The sequence below is a fragment of the Mammaliicoccus sp. J-M40 genome, from assembly GCF_022386395.1.
Lineage (GTDB): Bacteria > Bacillota > Bacilli > Staphylococcales > Staphylococcaceae > Mammaliicoccus > Mammaliicoccus lentus.
On the sequence record NZ_JAJNIQ010000014.1, the window covers coordinates 52,120 to 65,254 of the forward strand.

The 13,135-nt window shown below is 30.6% G+C and carries 15 protein-coding genes; 11 read left to right on the forward strand and 4 right to left on the reverse strand.

Annotated features, from left to right (window positions below; all coding sequences use genetic code 11):
• The first annotated feature begins 68 nt into the window (after positions 1 to 68).
• From LQ688_RS12690 to LQ688_RS12725, 8 genes are all read left to right on the forward strand, one after another.
• On the forward strand, positions 69 to 1,163 hold the full coding sequence (locus LQ688_RS12690) for a DUF871 domain-containing protein (RefSeq protein WP_064205073.1): 1,095 nt from the start codon (positions 69 to 71) through the stop codon (positions 1,161 to 1,163).
• A gap of 2 nt (positions 1,164 to 1,165) precedes the next feature.
• Positions 1,166 to 1,468: a PTS sugar transporter subunit IIB gene (locus tag LQ688_RS12695; RefSeq protein WP_239724383.1), complete on the forward strand. Its 303-nt coding sequence runs from the start codon at positions 1,166 to 1,168 to the stop codon at positions 1,466 to 1,468.
• Between the two features lie 9 nt (positions 1,469 to 1,477).
• Positions 1,478 to 1,792: a PTS sugar transporter subunit IIA gene (locus LQ688_RS12700; RefSeq protein WP_016998770.1), complete on the forward strand. Its 315-nt coding sequence runs from the start codon at positions 1,478 to 1,480 to the stop codon at positions 1,790 to 1,792.
• A 183-nt stretch (positions 1,793 to 1,975) separates the two neighbouring features.
• Positions 1,976 to 2,842: an SDR family NAD(P)-dependent oxidoreductase gene (locus tag LQ688_RS12705; RefSeq protein WP_239724381.1), complete on the forward strand. Its 867-nt coding sequence runs from the start codon at positions 1,976 to 1,978 to the stop codon at positions 2,840 to 2,842.
• A 115-nt stretch (positions 2,843 to 2,957) separates the two neighbouring features.
• Positions 2,958 to 3,800 (forward strand): formyltetrahydrofolate deformylase, encoded by an 843-nt coding sequence (purU, locus tag LQ688_RS12710; RefSeq protein WP_016998768.1) that lies wholly within the window; start codon positions 2,958 to 2,960, stop codon positions 3,798 to 3,800.
• A 244-nt stretch (positions 3,801 to 4,044) separates the two neighbouring features.
• Entirely contained in the window at positions 4,045 to 4,989 is a 945-nt protein-coding gene (gene corA, locus LQ688_RS12715; RefSeq protein ID WP_016998767.1) for a magnesium/cobalt transporter CorA, read from the forward strand.
• Between the two features lie 41 nt (positions 4,990 to 5,030).
• The gene (locus tag LQ688_RS12720; RefSeq protein WP_016998766.1) at positions 5,031 to 5,894 is read left to right on the forward strand and encodes an ROK family protein; all 864 of its coding nucleotides are present in this window, start codon (positions 5,031 to 5,033) and stop codon (positions 5,892 to 5,894) included.
• Between the two features lie 24 nt (positions 5,895 to 5,918).
• The gene (locus tag LQ688_RS12725; RefSeq protein WP_016998765.1) at positions 5,919 to 6,485 is read left to right on the forward strand and encodes a GNAT family N-acetyltransferase; all 567 of its coding nucleotides are present in this window, start codon (positions 5,919 to 5,921) and stop codon (positions 6,483 to 6,485) included.
• Between the two features lie 131 nt (positions 6,486 to 6,616).
• Here the strand turns inward: LQ688_RS12725 and LQ688_RS12730 are convergent, their stop codons facing one another.
• Positions 6,617 to 6,802 carry a hypothetical protein gene (locus LQ688_RS12730; RefSeq protein ID WP_016998764.1) on the reverse strand — a complete coding sequence of 62 codons (186 nt, stop codon included), beginning with the start codon at positions 6,800 to 6,802 and terminating at the stop codon, positions 6,617 to 6,619.
• 93 nt (positions 6,803 to 6,895) lie between these two features.
• Positions 6,896 to 7,498: a nitroreductase family protein gene (locus LQ688_RS12735; RefSeq protein WP_135021028.1), complete on the reverse strand. Its 603-nt coding sequence runs from the start codon at positions 7,496 to 7,498 to the stop codon at positions 6,896 to 6,898.
• 181 nt (positions 7,499 to 7,679) lie between these two features.
• Here LQ688_RS12735 and LQ688_RS12740 point away from each other — a divergent pair, with 181 nt between their 5' ends.
• Positions 7,680 to 8,396, forward strand: a complete 717-nt coding sequence (locus tag LQ688_RS12740; RefSeq protein ID WP_135021030.1) for a tyrosine-protein phosphatase — start codon at positions 7,680 to 7,682, stop codon at positions 8,394 to 8,396.
• 43 nt (positions 8,397 to 8,439) lie between these two features.
• Here LQ688_RS12740 and iadA read toward each other — a convergent pair whose 3' ends face one another.
• The gene (gene iadA / locus LQ688_RS12745) at positions 8,440 to 9,591 is read right to left on the reverse strand and encodes a beta-aspartyl-peptidase (RefSeq protein WP_135031175.1); all 1,152 of its coding nucleotides are present in this window, start codon (positions 9,589 to 9,591) and stop codon (positions 8,440 to 8,442) included.
• A gap of 251 nt (positions 9,592 to 9,842) precedes the next feature.
• Between iadA and LQ688_RS12750 the strand changes: the two genes are divergently transcribed.
• On the forward strand, positions 9,843 to 10,700 hold the full coding sequence (locus LQ688_RS12750; protein WP_016998759.1) for a helix-turn-helix domain-containing protein: 858 nt from the start codon (positions 9,843 to 9,845) through the stop codon (positions 10,698 to 10,700).
• Between the two features lie 59 nt (positions 10,701 to 10,759).
• Here LQ688_RS12750 and LQ688_RS12755 read toward each other — a convergent pair whose 3' ends face one another.
• A complete protein-coding gene (locus LQ688_RS12755) occupies positions 10,760 to 11,356 on the reverse strand; it encodes a hypothetical protein (RefSeq protein WP_239724380.1) in 597 nt (198 codons plus the stop codon).
• A 146-nt stretch (positions 11,357 to 11,502) separates the two neighbouring features.
• Between LQ688_RS12755 and LQ688_RS12760 the strand changes: the two genes are divergently transcribed.
• On the forward strand, positions 11,503 to 12,804 hold the full coding sequence (locus tag LQ688_RS12760) for a Na+/H+ antiporter NhaC family protein (protein ID WP_016998755.1): 1,302 nt from the start codon (positions 11,503 to 11,505) through the stop codon (positions 12,802 to 12,804).
• Positions 12,805 to 13,135 lie beyond the last annotated feature (331 nt).

Sequence of the window (13,135 nt, forward strand, 5' to 3'; positions counted from 1 at the left end):
AAACTAAATAGTAAAATTATTCAAAATTATAAAAAAGAAATTAATTGAAAGAATTGTGAGGTTATATCATGAGAAAATTGGGGATATCTCTATATCCGGGGAAATCTAAGGAAGCTGATGACTTAAAGTATATAGAGAAAGCACATGAGTACGGTTTTTCTAGAATATTTACGAACTTATTACAAATTACTGAAGAAAACAAATCCGAAATACTTCCATCTATCAAAAAAATTATTCAATTCGCAAAGTCTTTAAATTTTGAAATATTTGTTGATGTAGCACCTAGAACATTTAAAGTATTAAATATTGAAACTAACGATTTATCATTCTTTTATGAAATGGGTGTAGATGGTATCAGACTCGACGAAGGGGTAGGAGCAAAAGAAACGAGTGATATGACTTATAATCCATATGGAATCAAAATAGAGCTGAATATGAGCGTAATGAATCATTATATAGACAATGTATTAGACTTTGAACCTAATCGAAATCGGCTCGTAGGTTGTCATAACTTTTATCCCCATCGTTATGCAGGTATATCTGAAGCCTTTTTTATAGAAGGCAGTAAGAAATTTAAACATTACGGCTTGAGAACAGCTGCATTTGTATCTAGTAAAGAAGCGGATTTTGGACCTTGGCCTATTACAGAAGGACTTCCTACATTAGAACAACATCGCGGTTTGCCGATTACTTCTCAAGCAAAATATTTATGGGCAACCGGCTTAATAGATGATGTTATTATCAGTAATTGCTATCCATCTGAAAAAGAATTAAAGGAATTGAGTGATTTAATCCATGAACCGATAACTTTTGATATTAAATTAGTGGGAAGCTATACAGATTTAGAAAAGAAAATTATTTTTGAAGAACCACATTTTTATAGAGGTGATGTAAGCGACTATTTGATTCGTTCTACTCAAAGTCGAGTGAAATATAAACAAGAATCATTTCCACCTCATCATACAGTTGCTATAAAAAGAGGCGATGTATTAATCGATAATGATGAATATGGTCAATATAAAGGGGAGTTACAAATTGCTTTAAAACCGATGCTCAACACAGGAAAAGTGAATGTTGTAGGAAAAATAGAAAATCATGACTTGCAACTATTAGATTACTTAAAACCTTGGGCATTCTTTAAATTTAAATTATGGGAGAGATAAAAATGAAAAAAATATTATTAGTTTGTTCAGCGGGAATGTCTACTAGTATGTTGGTTAAAAAAATGCAAGAAACTGCCGATAAAGAAAATAAAGATTATGAAATTGAAGCATTAGCTTTATCTGAAGCTGAATCGAAAATAGATGAAGTTGATGTCATTTTATTAGGACCTCAAGTGAGATTTCAAAAAGCTCAAGTAGAAAAAATAGCTAACGGAAAAGTTCCAATCGACGTTATAGGCATGCAACAATATGGCATGATGGATGGAGAAGGGGTACTTAAACAAGCAGAAAGTCTAATGGAATAAGGTGATTAAATGGAAAAGTACGAACAGATAGCTTTTCAGATTATAACGAATGTAGGCATGGCTAAAAGTACCTATATGCAAGCAATTCAAGAAGCAAAATCAAATAATTTTAATGATTCTTATGATTTAGTTGAAGAAGGCAACAAATATTTAACTGAAGGACATAAAGTTCATAAAGACCTCATCCAATCCGAATCTGCAGGAGAAGAGATTAAACTTAATCTGTTATTGGTACACGCAGAAGATCAACTTATTTCAACTGAAATTATAAAAGAGATGGCGAAAGAATTAATTTATGTTCATGAAAATTATATAAAAAAGTAATTTTAGAAACTAATCAGGCTGGGGCATAAATAAATGACTCAGCCTGATTAGTTATGTTGGCAGTAGACATGACAAAGCGATAAAAAATCTTATGAATAGAAAGAGCGATTTTTCATTCTCATTTATGTTAATTATACATTTTTTCGGGTAAATATAACTTAATAAATAAAAGGAGTAATTATAATGTCGAATAGAATTCTAGCTATTACCGGGCCTACGTCTGGTATAGGCAAAAGCACTGTAATTGAATTAGCGTCAGAATATGATATTTTAATATTACTTTGTAGAAACGTTGATAAAGGAGAATCAGTTAAGCAGCTCATACAGGCACGACACCCTTATAAGCGTGTTGATATCATCAAATGTGATTTATCTGATCTAGCGAGTGTAATGCAAGCAGCAACTAATATTTTAAATCGTTATACCCATGTAGATTGCCTGATTAATAATGCGGGTGTCGTTTCTTTAACAAGGCAAAAAACTGTAGATGGTTATGAGCTCATGTTTGGAATAAATTATTTAGGTCATTTTTTATTAACACATACTTTATTCGAAAAAATAATGGAAAGTGAAGATAAACAAATTATTGTTGTATCATCAGGTGCATACAAATATACAGCTATGGGGAATCATAATTTTGCTTACCCACTAAAATTTAACCCAGTTAAATCATATAGTAAATCTAAGTTAGCAGTACTTTACTTTATGCAGGAATTGGATGAACGTTTTAGTAAACATGGATTAAATGTATCGGCTGTACATCCGGGAGCTGTGTCTACTAATTTAGGCAAAACCAAATACAATAAAAAAATTGGTGACTTCATCTACAAAGTATTTGATTCATTTTTTATTTCGCCAGAAGAAGGGGCGCTCTCAACTATTAAAGTGACAAAAAATCGCACTTTATTTAATGGTAAGTATGTTTACGAAGGTAAAGTTGTTCCAGTTGAAAAATATGGATTAAATTATTTCCAAAGAAAAAAATTAATAAGAGATACATTGGAAGAATTGCAATTGGATCAATTTATGTATTTAAATAATAATTATTAACTGAATTCGCTTACATTGGAATAAGTAGGCAAGTTTGATTGTGTTATCTCATATAAAATTTTATAATAGCTATTATCGTAAGAATTTTTACACAATTTATAAAAGGATGAGAAACATGAATAATCATTATATTTTACTTGCAGATTGTAAAGATGAAATAGGAATCACATCTTTAATCTCTACAACTATTAAAAATACAAACTCTAATATATTTCATTTGGATCACTATACAGATGTTCAAGAAAATGAAAATCATTTATATTTAAGAATAGTCTTCGATCAAAATGATGAAGTTAAAGGACTATTAGAAAAAGAACTAAATAGCAGAAATATACATTTCAAAATTTATGACGCTAACACGAAAGTGAAAACTGCGCTACTCGTTTCTAAAGAAGATCACGCTTTAAGTGAGATTATGTTACGAGCAAACAGACAAGAATTTCCTATCGAAATTAGTTGCGTTATAAGCAACCATGAGAATAATAGAAAATTTGTAGAAGACATGGGTATTCCGTTTCATCATGTAGAAGTTACAAAAGATACAAAGCGACAAAGTGAAGAGAAAATAACAGAAATTTGTGAAGGATATGGCGTTGATTTATTAGTATTAGCTAAATATATGCAAATATTATCTCCTGAATTTGTTGATAGACACCATTTGAAAATAATCAATATACACCATTCATTTTTACCTTCATTTATCGGAGCTAATCCATATAAACAAGCGTATACAAGAGGGGTTAAACTAATAGGTGCTACAAGCCATTATGTAACAGAAGACTTAGATGCTGGTCCGATTATCGAGCAAGATGTTGTAAGAGTAAACCATCGCTATACAGCACAAGATATGAAAAATACAGGTCGTCATGTAGAATCAGAAGTACTAGCTAGAGCGGTACAATGGCATTGTGAACATAAAGTGATTGTTAATGGAAACAAGACTATCGTATTTTCTTAATTAAGTATAAAAGGAGCAAGACTAATTGTTCTGAAGTTATAATAGTATCAAATATAAACGGTAACGATTTTGCAAAGTGCTGACGTTGAAGCTTGTACTTTCAAAATCGTATACATACATAAATTCTCCTAATCTGTTAATTAAAACTCCAACGAATTAGGAGAATTATTTTGAACAATCAATTTATGTTCTAAACTTTAAAATAATATATAATGAATTTAAATCAATTCTAAGCGGTGAAAATATGATTAAAACTTATTACATAAATTTAAATGATGAGATAAAAGAAACTACCTTTCCTAGTGAAGTTCAAGAAAAGTATAAATGGATATGGGTTGATATGAACGAGTCAACTGAAGAAGAAACAAATGTACTCGCACAATATTTTGATTTTCACCCATTATCTATTGAAGATGCAACATTGGTACAACAGAGACCAAAATTCAAACAGTATGATGGTTATCAATTTTTAGTATTTCATGCTTTAGATTTAAAAACGCTAGAATCAGAAGAAATCGATATATTCATAGGCGAAGATTATATTGTTACTTTCCATAAAGAACGATTTGAGGAAATTGATACAATTAAAAGAAAACTTTTTAATCGTACGGTACAATATGAAGAACCAAAAGATATATTATTAAATATTTTAGATGATATAACAGATAATTTCTTTCCGTTTATATACGATATTGAAGATAAAGTCTTTAACTTTGAAGATCGGCATAATGTAGATAGTTCTACAAAGACTTTGATTGATGATACGTTTAATTTAAGACAAGAGTTGTTATTAATTAAGAGAACTGTTCAACCAATGAAAGATTTAGTTTATCGGATGCGTGAAGGAAAAGTATTAAATTTGAATGAACAACAATTGTTATATATCATGCATATTAATGATCATCTTATTAAACAGATGGAAATGGTTGATGCTTCACGGGAAATGACAAGTGATATAAGGGATAATTATATTTCATTGAATTCATTTAAAATGAATAACATTATGAAAATTTTAACGATTTATTCTGTCGTATTCATGCCATTAACACTTATAGCCGGTATTTATGGGATGAACTTTGAAAATATGCCTGAATTAAATTGGCACAACGGTTATTACATTGTATTATTCATTATGGTAGCAATAGCAGCAATCATGCTAGTTGTATTTAAAAAGAAAAAATGGTTTTAAAATTACAAAAATATTAGATAATGAGAAAGCGAGTGTCAATCATGCAATATTATGGAGCAATTGAAGCGGGAGGAACAAAATTTGTATGTGCAATAGGTGATGAAGCATTAAATGTTATTGAGCGTGTTTCTATACCAACTACATATCCTGAAGAAACAATGACTGAAGTTATTAATTTTTTCAAAAATTATGAATTGAAAAGTATTGGAATAGGTTCATTTGGACCTATCGATATAAATAAAGAGTCAAAAACATATGGATATATTACATCTACTCCGAAGACAGCTTGGAAAGATTTTGATTTTATCGGTTCAGTAAAAAAATATTTTGACGTACCTATAGCATTTACTACAGATGTTAATGCATCTTTATACGGCGAATATCAAAAAGGAATTGCAAAAAACGTTGATTCAGCAGTTTATTACACTATCGGGACAGGTGTAGGCGGTGGAGCTATGATGAATGGTCGTTACATTCAAGGACTAAGTCATCCTGAAATGGGTCATATGTCTATAAAACAGCATGAAGATGATGATTTTGAAGGTAATTGTCCATTCCATCATACTTGTTTAGAAGGATTGGCGTCTGGACCAGCTATAGAAAAACGTGCAGGTATTAAAGCTAAAGATATTGAAGAACAAGATAAGACTTGGGATATGGTAGCTTACTATATAGCTCAAGCGGCTTATAATACAACGCTAATGTTATCACCTGAAAAGATTATTTTTGGTGGTGGTGTCATGCATCAAGATCATTTATTAGATAAAATTCATAAGCAATTTGAAATATTGAATAATGGTTATTTAAATTTACCACCAGTTGAAACTTATATTGTGAAACCTAGTTTAAATGATGACCAAGGCGTAATAGGTTGTTTAGCACTTGCACAAAGCGAATATAAATAAAGGTTAAAAGGGGGATTAAATAATATGGACTTACTAGTGAAATTAGCGGAATATCAAACAATGGAAACAGAAAGACTTATATTGAGACCTGTGTCTTTAGAAGATACGCAGTCATTATTTGAATATGCTTCTAATATTGAAAATACAACGCATGTCTTTCCAACACATTTGTCTAAAGATGAAACAAGAGAAGTCATTACAAAGTATTATTTACAATCCCCGTTAGGAAAATACGGTATTATATTAAAAGAAAACGATAAATTTATAGGTACAATTGATTTACGATTGGAAGTAGATCATAAGAGAGCAGAAATTGGTTATGTGATTAACCTAAAGTATAGCGGAAATGGTTATGTAACAGAAGCAGCTAATCAATTGTTGAAATTATCATTTGAAGAAATGGGATTAAATCAAGTTAAAGGTGTGCATAGTACATTAAACCCCAAATCAGGACAAGTTATGAAAAGACTTGGCATGAAAAAAGTAGGCGTAATGCCTAAAAATCGTATTCATAAAGATAAAATAGTTGATGATGTAATATATGCAATAACAGATAATATGTATAAAGAAAATAATAAGCCTAAGACGTAAGAATTGTTTTAAGCAAGTATGCACTTTACAAAAACCAAAATAAATTCTCCTAATTCGTTCATAAAAAACGAATTAGGAGAATTATTTTGAGTGAAAGATTTGTACTCTATACTCACATGTAGTAAAGCATCTTATTTAGATGCTTTTTTTAATTGAGTTAGTACCTTCAATCCATATGCAAATATACCATATCCAATTAATGAACTAGGTAACCATGATTTCGTTAATTGAATATCTTTATTTTTGTTAAGCAAAGTATATGGTACTAACGTTGAAATTAAGTAAAGTAATAGAACTTTTTGATAACGTTTGTTCAATTTAAACACCTCACTTTGTTACTTTTATTATAATATAAATTTGAGGTGAAATATTATAATATTATTACAAAGTTTAGACATTATGTATTGTCTTTATTCAAATTTAGCAAATGATGATGCATCATGACGAGATGCTCTATCATTGGACATTTCGCCTTTACCAATTGTAATTAACATTGCTGGTACTAAATTATCATCAATATTAAAAGAATCGACAACAGCTTGTTTGTCAAAACCAATCATTGGGCAAGTAGCATAGCCTTCGTCCTCACTGATTAACATTAAATTCATAGCAAATAGTGAAGCACCACGCACCGCTTCATCTCTCTTATTTGTTTCATCTTCAAAGAAAGTATTAACACTTTGGATTAACCCTTCGCGTTTTTCAGCAGGTATATGATTATGCTTTATCCAGTCATCGGCAATATCACCAATTGTATTATGGGCATTTAAATCACCTAGCACGATGAAAGTAGCGCTGGATTCTTTAATTTTAATTTGTTTGTTCGCTGCTTCGTATAGTTTTTCTTTAGCTTCATCAGAATGTGCTACAATCACTTTCCACTGTTGTAAATTCCAAGCAGAAGGTGATAAAGAAGCTTTGTTTAATAATTTTGTTATCGTTTCACAATCCATTTCGTAAGGTTCGTATTGTTTTACTGAACGACGTTTGTTAATGACATCTTGTAATTCCATTAATAATTCACTCCTAAATGTTTATATATTAATCATGATTAAAGTGGTTGGACTTTTCAAATTCTTTGCTTATACATGAACACAAATCATTTTGATATATTGATTGAGTGAAAATTTGTTACAATAAAGGTAATAAGGATAATTTGTAGAAAAAGTTGATTCATAAAAAGGAGCTGTACATATGATAGATATACACAATCATTTGCTTTATGATGTTGATGATGGACCAATTGACGCTGACAGTATGCTTGAATTAGCTAGAGTTGCAGAAGGGTTAGGGATCACTGATTTAGTAGCTACACCACACTATATAGAACACAGATTTAAAAATGATGCTAATATAGTTAAAAACCGAACAAAAGAAGTACAGGCATTGCTAGATGAAAATGGCATAAATTTAAAAGTTCATCCGAGTCAGGAAATTCATATGTTTGGTAAAGAGCTGGAAGGCTTACAGTCCGGTGAATTATTACCAATAACTGAAGGTTCACGCTATGTATTAATTGAATTTCCGTTCTTTAGTATTCCAGAATTTGCAGATGAAACATTTGATAAATTATTTAATGCTGGCTATAGACCTATATTAGCTCATCCAGAACGAATAATTCCTATACAAGATAACCCGAAAATATTATTTGATTTAATTGAACGAGGTGCGCTATGCCAAGTTACAGCAGGATCATTAGTTAATAGATATGGAGAAGATGCTAAAAAATCTGCGGATTTCTTATTAGACAAAGATGCTATTCATATAATCGGAAGTGATGCACATAATACTTCGAATAGAACATTCCATTTACAAGAAGGTTACGATTATATTGAACGAACAAAAGGCGTCGAAAAAGTAAACGAACTTAAAGAAAATGCAAGGAAAATATTAAATAATATTGATATATAGAAATTAAGGGTCCGGAACATACATAATTGTCCCGGGCCCTTAATTATTCATACATACCTTTACGTATTACTTTGTAATCAGATAACATTTCTTTTCCTTTTGCTAGGACATTTTTAATCTTATTGCTATTCTTATCAATGATTAAAATATCGGCGTCATAGTTTTCATGAATATGTCCTTTATGATGTAATGTTAATGCATTAGCTACGTTAGAAGTGAACAGTGCTATAATATCATCCCATTTATCTTGATGATAATGTTTGAGTAAATTAAAGAGTTGTTCTGTTAATGTATAACATTTAGCAACATCATACCCAACAAGTTGATTATTGTGGTCAAATTTAGGCAAACTACCGTGACCGTCAGATGAAATAGTGAGTTGAGCGATATCGCCATTATTTTGAAGATAATAATCTACACAGTCTACAGTATTTGTATCAGCTGTTAAATCTATATAAACACCTTGATTACTTAAAGTGATGCCTTCTTTAAGTAAATCTAAACTTTTGTCGAAATGCGTAATGTATATTTTATTCGCTTTGACATCATAGTTTGCTAGTAAATTATGAATTTGATTTAAGTTATGTTTTCCAGTACCTAAATGAAAGTGAGTAACTCCTGCTTTACCACTCAACATTCCTCCAACAGTAGTTTCTGCAATAATTTTAGCCAGTTCATTTGTGCTAGGTATAGAAGATCTAAAGTCATTAATAGCGATTTCTCCAGTACCAATTACTTTGTCTATTAACATTAAGTCTTCTTTTATAGAATCAGTAATAGTAGTAACAGGTAAGTGATAGTTACCTGTATACATATATGTTGAAATTCCTTCTGCTTCAAGAGCTTTGGCTTTTGCATATAAACTTGAAAGTGTACGAGAAATACCATCTGTACCTATTAATCCTATTACTGATGTAATACCGCACTCTATAAGTTCAGATAAATTCACCTCTGGCGTCCGCGTCATATAACCTGCTTCGCCTCCACCGCCTAATAAATGAATGTGTGGGTCTATTATACCGGGTATAAGAATATTGTCTTCTGCATCAATTATATTCAAGTTTGGGTCGATATCTTGAAATTTTTCTATATCTATATCACCGATTTTGAGGATGGTTTGACCTTGAATAAGAATTGAATTTTGGCCAATATATTTTGGTGAATAAATATCACCATTTTTTATGATTGTGAACATGAGTTCTGCCCCCTATGAAATTGTATATTGTTACATATTTTAAATTACTTGAATCATTAAAGCAAAGTATCACTGATATTGTCGCAAATTTGTAATAGCTAAATTAATTGTATTTTCTTTCTAGCGAGATTAGAATGAAGAGACATAGTTAGTCTTTTTATATATAAAAGATGTAAGATTTATTAAGTGTAATAAGTTTAAACATAAAGATGTATGAAATAAAGACAATAGAATGTCGGGGAGCGTTATAGATGAAATTAGGAGAACGTGTTAAACAACGTAGGAGAGATTTAAAGTTATCTCAACAATCACTAGCAAAAGGTATTGCAACACAAAGTCAGATTTCTAAAATAGAAAAAAACGAATTGCAACCGGGATCGCAATTACTATTTAATATTTCTAGAAAATTAAATTGCAGTATGGACTATTTATATGTGGGGGAAGAACTAGATACACAACTTGAACAAAAGTTAAAAGTAATTGAAAGGTTACTTGAAGATAGAGATTACGATGCTTTAACACCTATTATTGATGGCAACTATTTATCAAATAGTTCCACTGACGAAATCGCAGCATCTAAATGGGTGAGATCTATCATAGCTTTTTATAAATATGAAGATATAAATCAAGCAATCTTATTAATAGAAGAAGCGTATAAGTTAATTGATTCAAATATGTTTACTAAATTACAAGTTTCAATTTGTAATACGAGAGCAATTTTCTATTATAGAGAAAGTAATAATCAGTTGGCTAAATCTTCATTAGAAGAAGGTTTGCAAATAGCTAAACGTTTTAACGTAGAAGACAACTATAAAATAAAACTATATTATACTTTATCGAATATTTATTTTAGTGAAGCATTATACGATAGATGCTTAGCATATGCTCAATCAGCATTGGATATTACGATTAATTCTAATAGATATATGCTGTTTAGTGAACTAGTTTATAATATCGTTCAATCGAAAAAAGAAATGAAAATTATTGATGACACAGATATTAAACAATTAGAAGTAGCTTTATATATAAGTAATTTATCAAAAAAACATAGTGTAACTATTCTTATAAGAGACTTGATGAAGTCTTTGAAAAATACACATGATGAATAAAAAATAAAGGAGTGGAGGTTGAGACGTATATATCTGTCTCACTTCCATTCCTTTTGAAGTTATATATAATGTAGTTCTTGTTCTAATTTTTGTATTTTATTATAATTTGAATCTGACATAAAAGGATAATTAATATCTAATTGCCGCATGATGCCTAAAGTTGCTATTTCTTCTAAAAGCATATTAGGGTATTTAATTTGAGTTTGTTCATTGAAGAAGTGTTGAATATACACTGTTTGGTGTATGTATAATTTAGTGAAGTAATAGGCGACCATTGCATATAAATCATCAACGCGTTCGGTTAACTTTTCTATAAATAAAAATAATGTTGTTGAAGATTTTGTAGGGATGGTGCCAAAATCTTGATAGTCACCAATTAAAAAGTAGATATTAGGTTGCAAATAAACTTTATATTGTTTTAAAAACAGCAAACGAATATCAAATATAATGTGTACGAGCTGATCGTTTACATGTGATATATTTCGAATGTCATTTTCGATTTTTGGAATAGTATAAGGAAGAGCTGATACAAGATTATCAACATATTTACCAGCATTTGAGAATTCATTAAAATATCTCGTATAGTATAATTCAAATGATGATTTTGTTAATTGATGGTTGTGTATAAAGCTATTCACAGTATTGCTTATAATCATCGTATAACCCCTTCAATATTATTTAACCACTATTATATATGATATTGCCTAAAATAAATAATCTAATCATCAAAAAAATAATTTGACGTATAGTATGATGTCATGTAATCTTTTGAAGTATTAAAGTTAACAATAAGGAGATTCCAATGGAACAAATAAATAAAAAATCATCGTTTTGGGCACTATCACCTTTAATAGTATTTGTTGCTTTGTTTATAGGTACAGGTATTATTACAAGTGATTTTAATTTTCTACCAATAAATGTTGCTTTATTGATTTCAACTGTTTTTGCATTTATTATTTATCCAAAAACTAATTTAACGAAAAAAATAGACATATTTACAAAAGGGGCCGGCCACCCTAATATTTTATTAATGGTATTTGTATTTTTATTTGCTGGAGCGTTTAGTGAAACGGCTGAAGCAATGGGAGCGGTAAGTTCGACTGTAAACCTTGGTTTATCATTAATTCCACCTCAATTTTTACTAGCTGGTTTATTCATCGTAGGTGCGTTTATCTCAGTTGCGATGGGTACATCCATGGGGACAGTAGCGGCATTGGCCCCTGTAGGTGTTGGTATTTCTGAGTCAACAGATATCTCAATTGCCTTATCGATAGCAACAGTTGTAGGTGGCGCAATGTTTGGAGATAACTTATCGATGATATCTGATACAACTATTGCAGCTGTTAGAACTCAAAAAACTAAAATGGGTGACAAATTTAAAGTGAACTTTTTCATTGTCTTACCCGGAGCGATTATGACAGTTGTTATTCTTTGGTTTCTAACTAAAGATTTAGGTATAGCAGAAACAAGTCAAGGTGGCTATTCTTTAGTTAAAGTGATACCTTATTTATTTGTATTAATCGCCGCTTTATGTGGTATGAATGTTTTAATGGTGTTAGTGTTAGGTGTTGTAATTGCAAGCTTTATCGGATTGACCACAGGATCCTTTACAATTAATGAAAACTTAAAAGCCATATCTGACGGTTTAATAGGTATGCAAGATATAGCGATGATAGCTCTATTCATCGGAGGTATTATCGGAATGATTCAATATCAAGGCGGTATTCAATGGTTGCTCAATACTGTAACAAGTCGAGTTAAAACTAAAAAGGGAGCAGAGTTTGGTATAGCAAGTTTAGTAACTACAACAAACTTCGCTACAGCTAATAATACAATTGCTATTATAACTGCTGGACCTTTAGCAAAAGAAATCTCGGAAGATTATGAAATTGACGCCCGGAAGTCTGCCAGCATACTAGATATATTCGCAAGTAGTGTGCAAGGTATCATACCTTACGGAGGCCAAGTGTTAGCAGCAACAAGTGTTGCAGGCATTTCAAGTGTCTCATTGATACCATATTCATTTTATCCTTATTTACTCGTCGTTTGTGGCATAGTATCCATAATCGTTGGGTATCCTAAAAGAAAAGATAAGAGTGTGTAAATAAAAAGAGCTAGGGACTTAAATCCTTAGCTCTTTTTTGGATGGGGTTAATCAAAAGCATGAGTTGATATTATTGTTGGATTAACTAAGACAATAATCCAAGTAGAGCACTTTTTATTGGATTAACTAAGACAATAATCCAAGTAGACACCTTCTTATTGGATTAACTAGGACAATAATCCAAGTAGAGCATCTTTTATTGGATTAAGTATGACAATAATCCAAATAGACCACTCTTTATTGGATTAACTAAGACAATAATCCAAGTAGAGCACTTTTTATTGGATTAACTAAGACAATAATCCAAGTAGACACCTTCTTATTGGATTAA

Excerpts from the sequence above, each read along its gene's own strand:
- LQ688_RS12690 (WP_064205073.1), top strand. The coding sequence starts at position 69 with ATGAGAAAATTGGGGATATCTCTATATCCGGGGAAATCTAAGGAAGCT.
- LQ688_RS12695 (WP_239724383.1), top strand. The coding sequence starts at position 1,166 with ATGAAAAAAATATTATTAGTTTGTTCAGCGGGAATGTCTACTAGTATG.
- LQ688_RS12700 (WP_016998770.1), top strand. The coding sequence starts at position 1,478 with ATGGAAAAGTACGAACAGATAGCTTTTCAGATTATAACGAATGTAGGC.
- LQ688_RS12705 (WP_239724381.1), top strand. The coding sequence starts at position 1,976 with ATGTCGAATAGAATTCTAGCTATTACCGGGCCTACGTCTGGTATAGGC.
- purU (WP_016998768.1), top strand. The coding sequence starts at position 2,958 with ATGAATAATCATTATATTTTACTTGCAGATTGTAAAGATGAAATAGGA.
- corA (WP_016998767.1), top strand. The coding sequence starts at position 4,045 with ATGATTAAAACTTATTACATAAATTTAAATGATGAGATAAAAGAAACT.
- LQ688_RS12720 (WP_016998766.1), top strand. The coding sequence starts at position 5,031 with ATGCAATATTATGGAGCAATTGAAGCGGGAGGAACAAAATTTGTATGT.
- LQ688_RS12725 (WP_016998765.1), top strand. The coding sequence starts at position 5,919 with ATGGACTTACTAGTGAAATTAGCGGAATATCAAACAATGGAAACAGAA.
- LQ688_RS12735 (WP_135021028.1), bottom strand. The coding sequence starts at position 7,498 with ATGGAATTACAAGATGTCATTAACAAACGTCGTTCAGTAAAACAATAC.
- LQ688_RS12740 (WP_135021030.1), top strand. The coding sequence starts at position 7,680 with ATGATAGATATACACAATCATTTGCTTTATGATGTTGATGATGGACCA.
- iadA (WP_135031175.1), bottom strand. The coding sequence starts at position 9,591 with ATGTTCACAATCATAAAAAATGGTGATATTTATTCACCAAAATATATT.
- LQ688_RS12750 (WP_016998759.1), top strand. The coding sequence starts at position 9,843 with ATGAAATTAGGAGAACGTGTTAAACAACGTAGGAGAGATTTAAAGTTA.
- LQ688_RS12755 (WP_239724380.1), bottom strand. The coding sequence starts at position 11,356 with ATGATTATAAGCAATACTGTGAATAGCTTTATACACAACCATCAATTA.
- LQ688_RS12760 (WP_016998755.1), top strand. The coding sequence starts at position 11,503 with ATGGAACAAATAAATAAAAAATCATCGTTTTGGGCACTATCACCTTTA.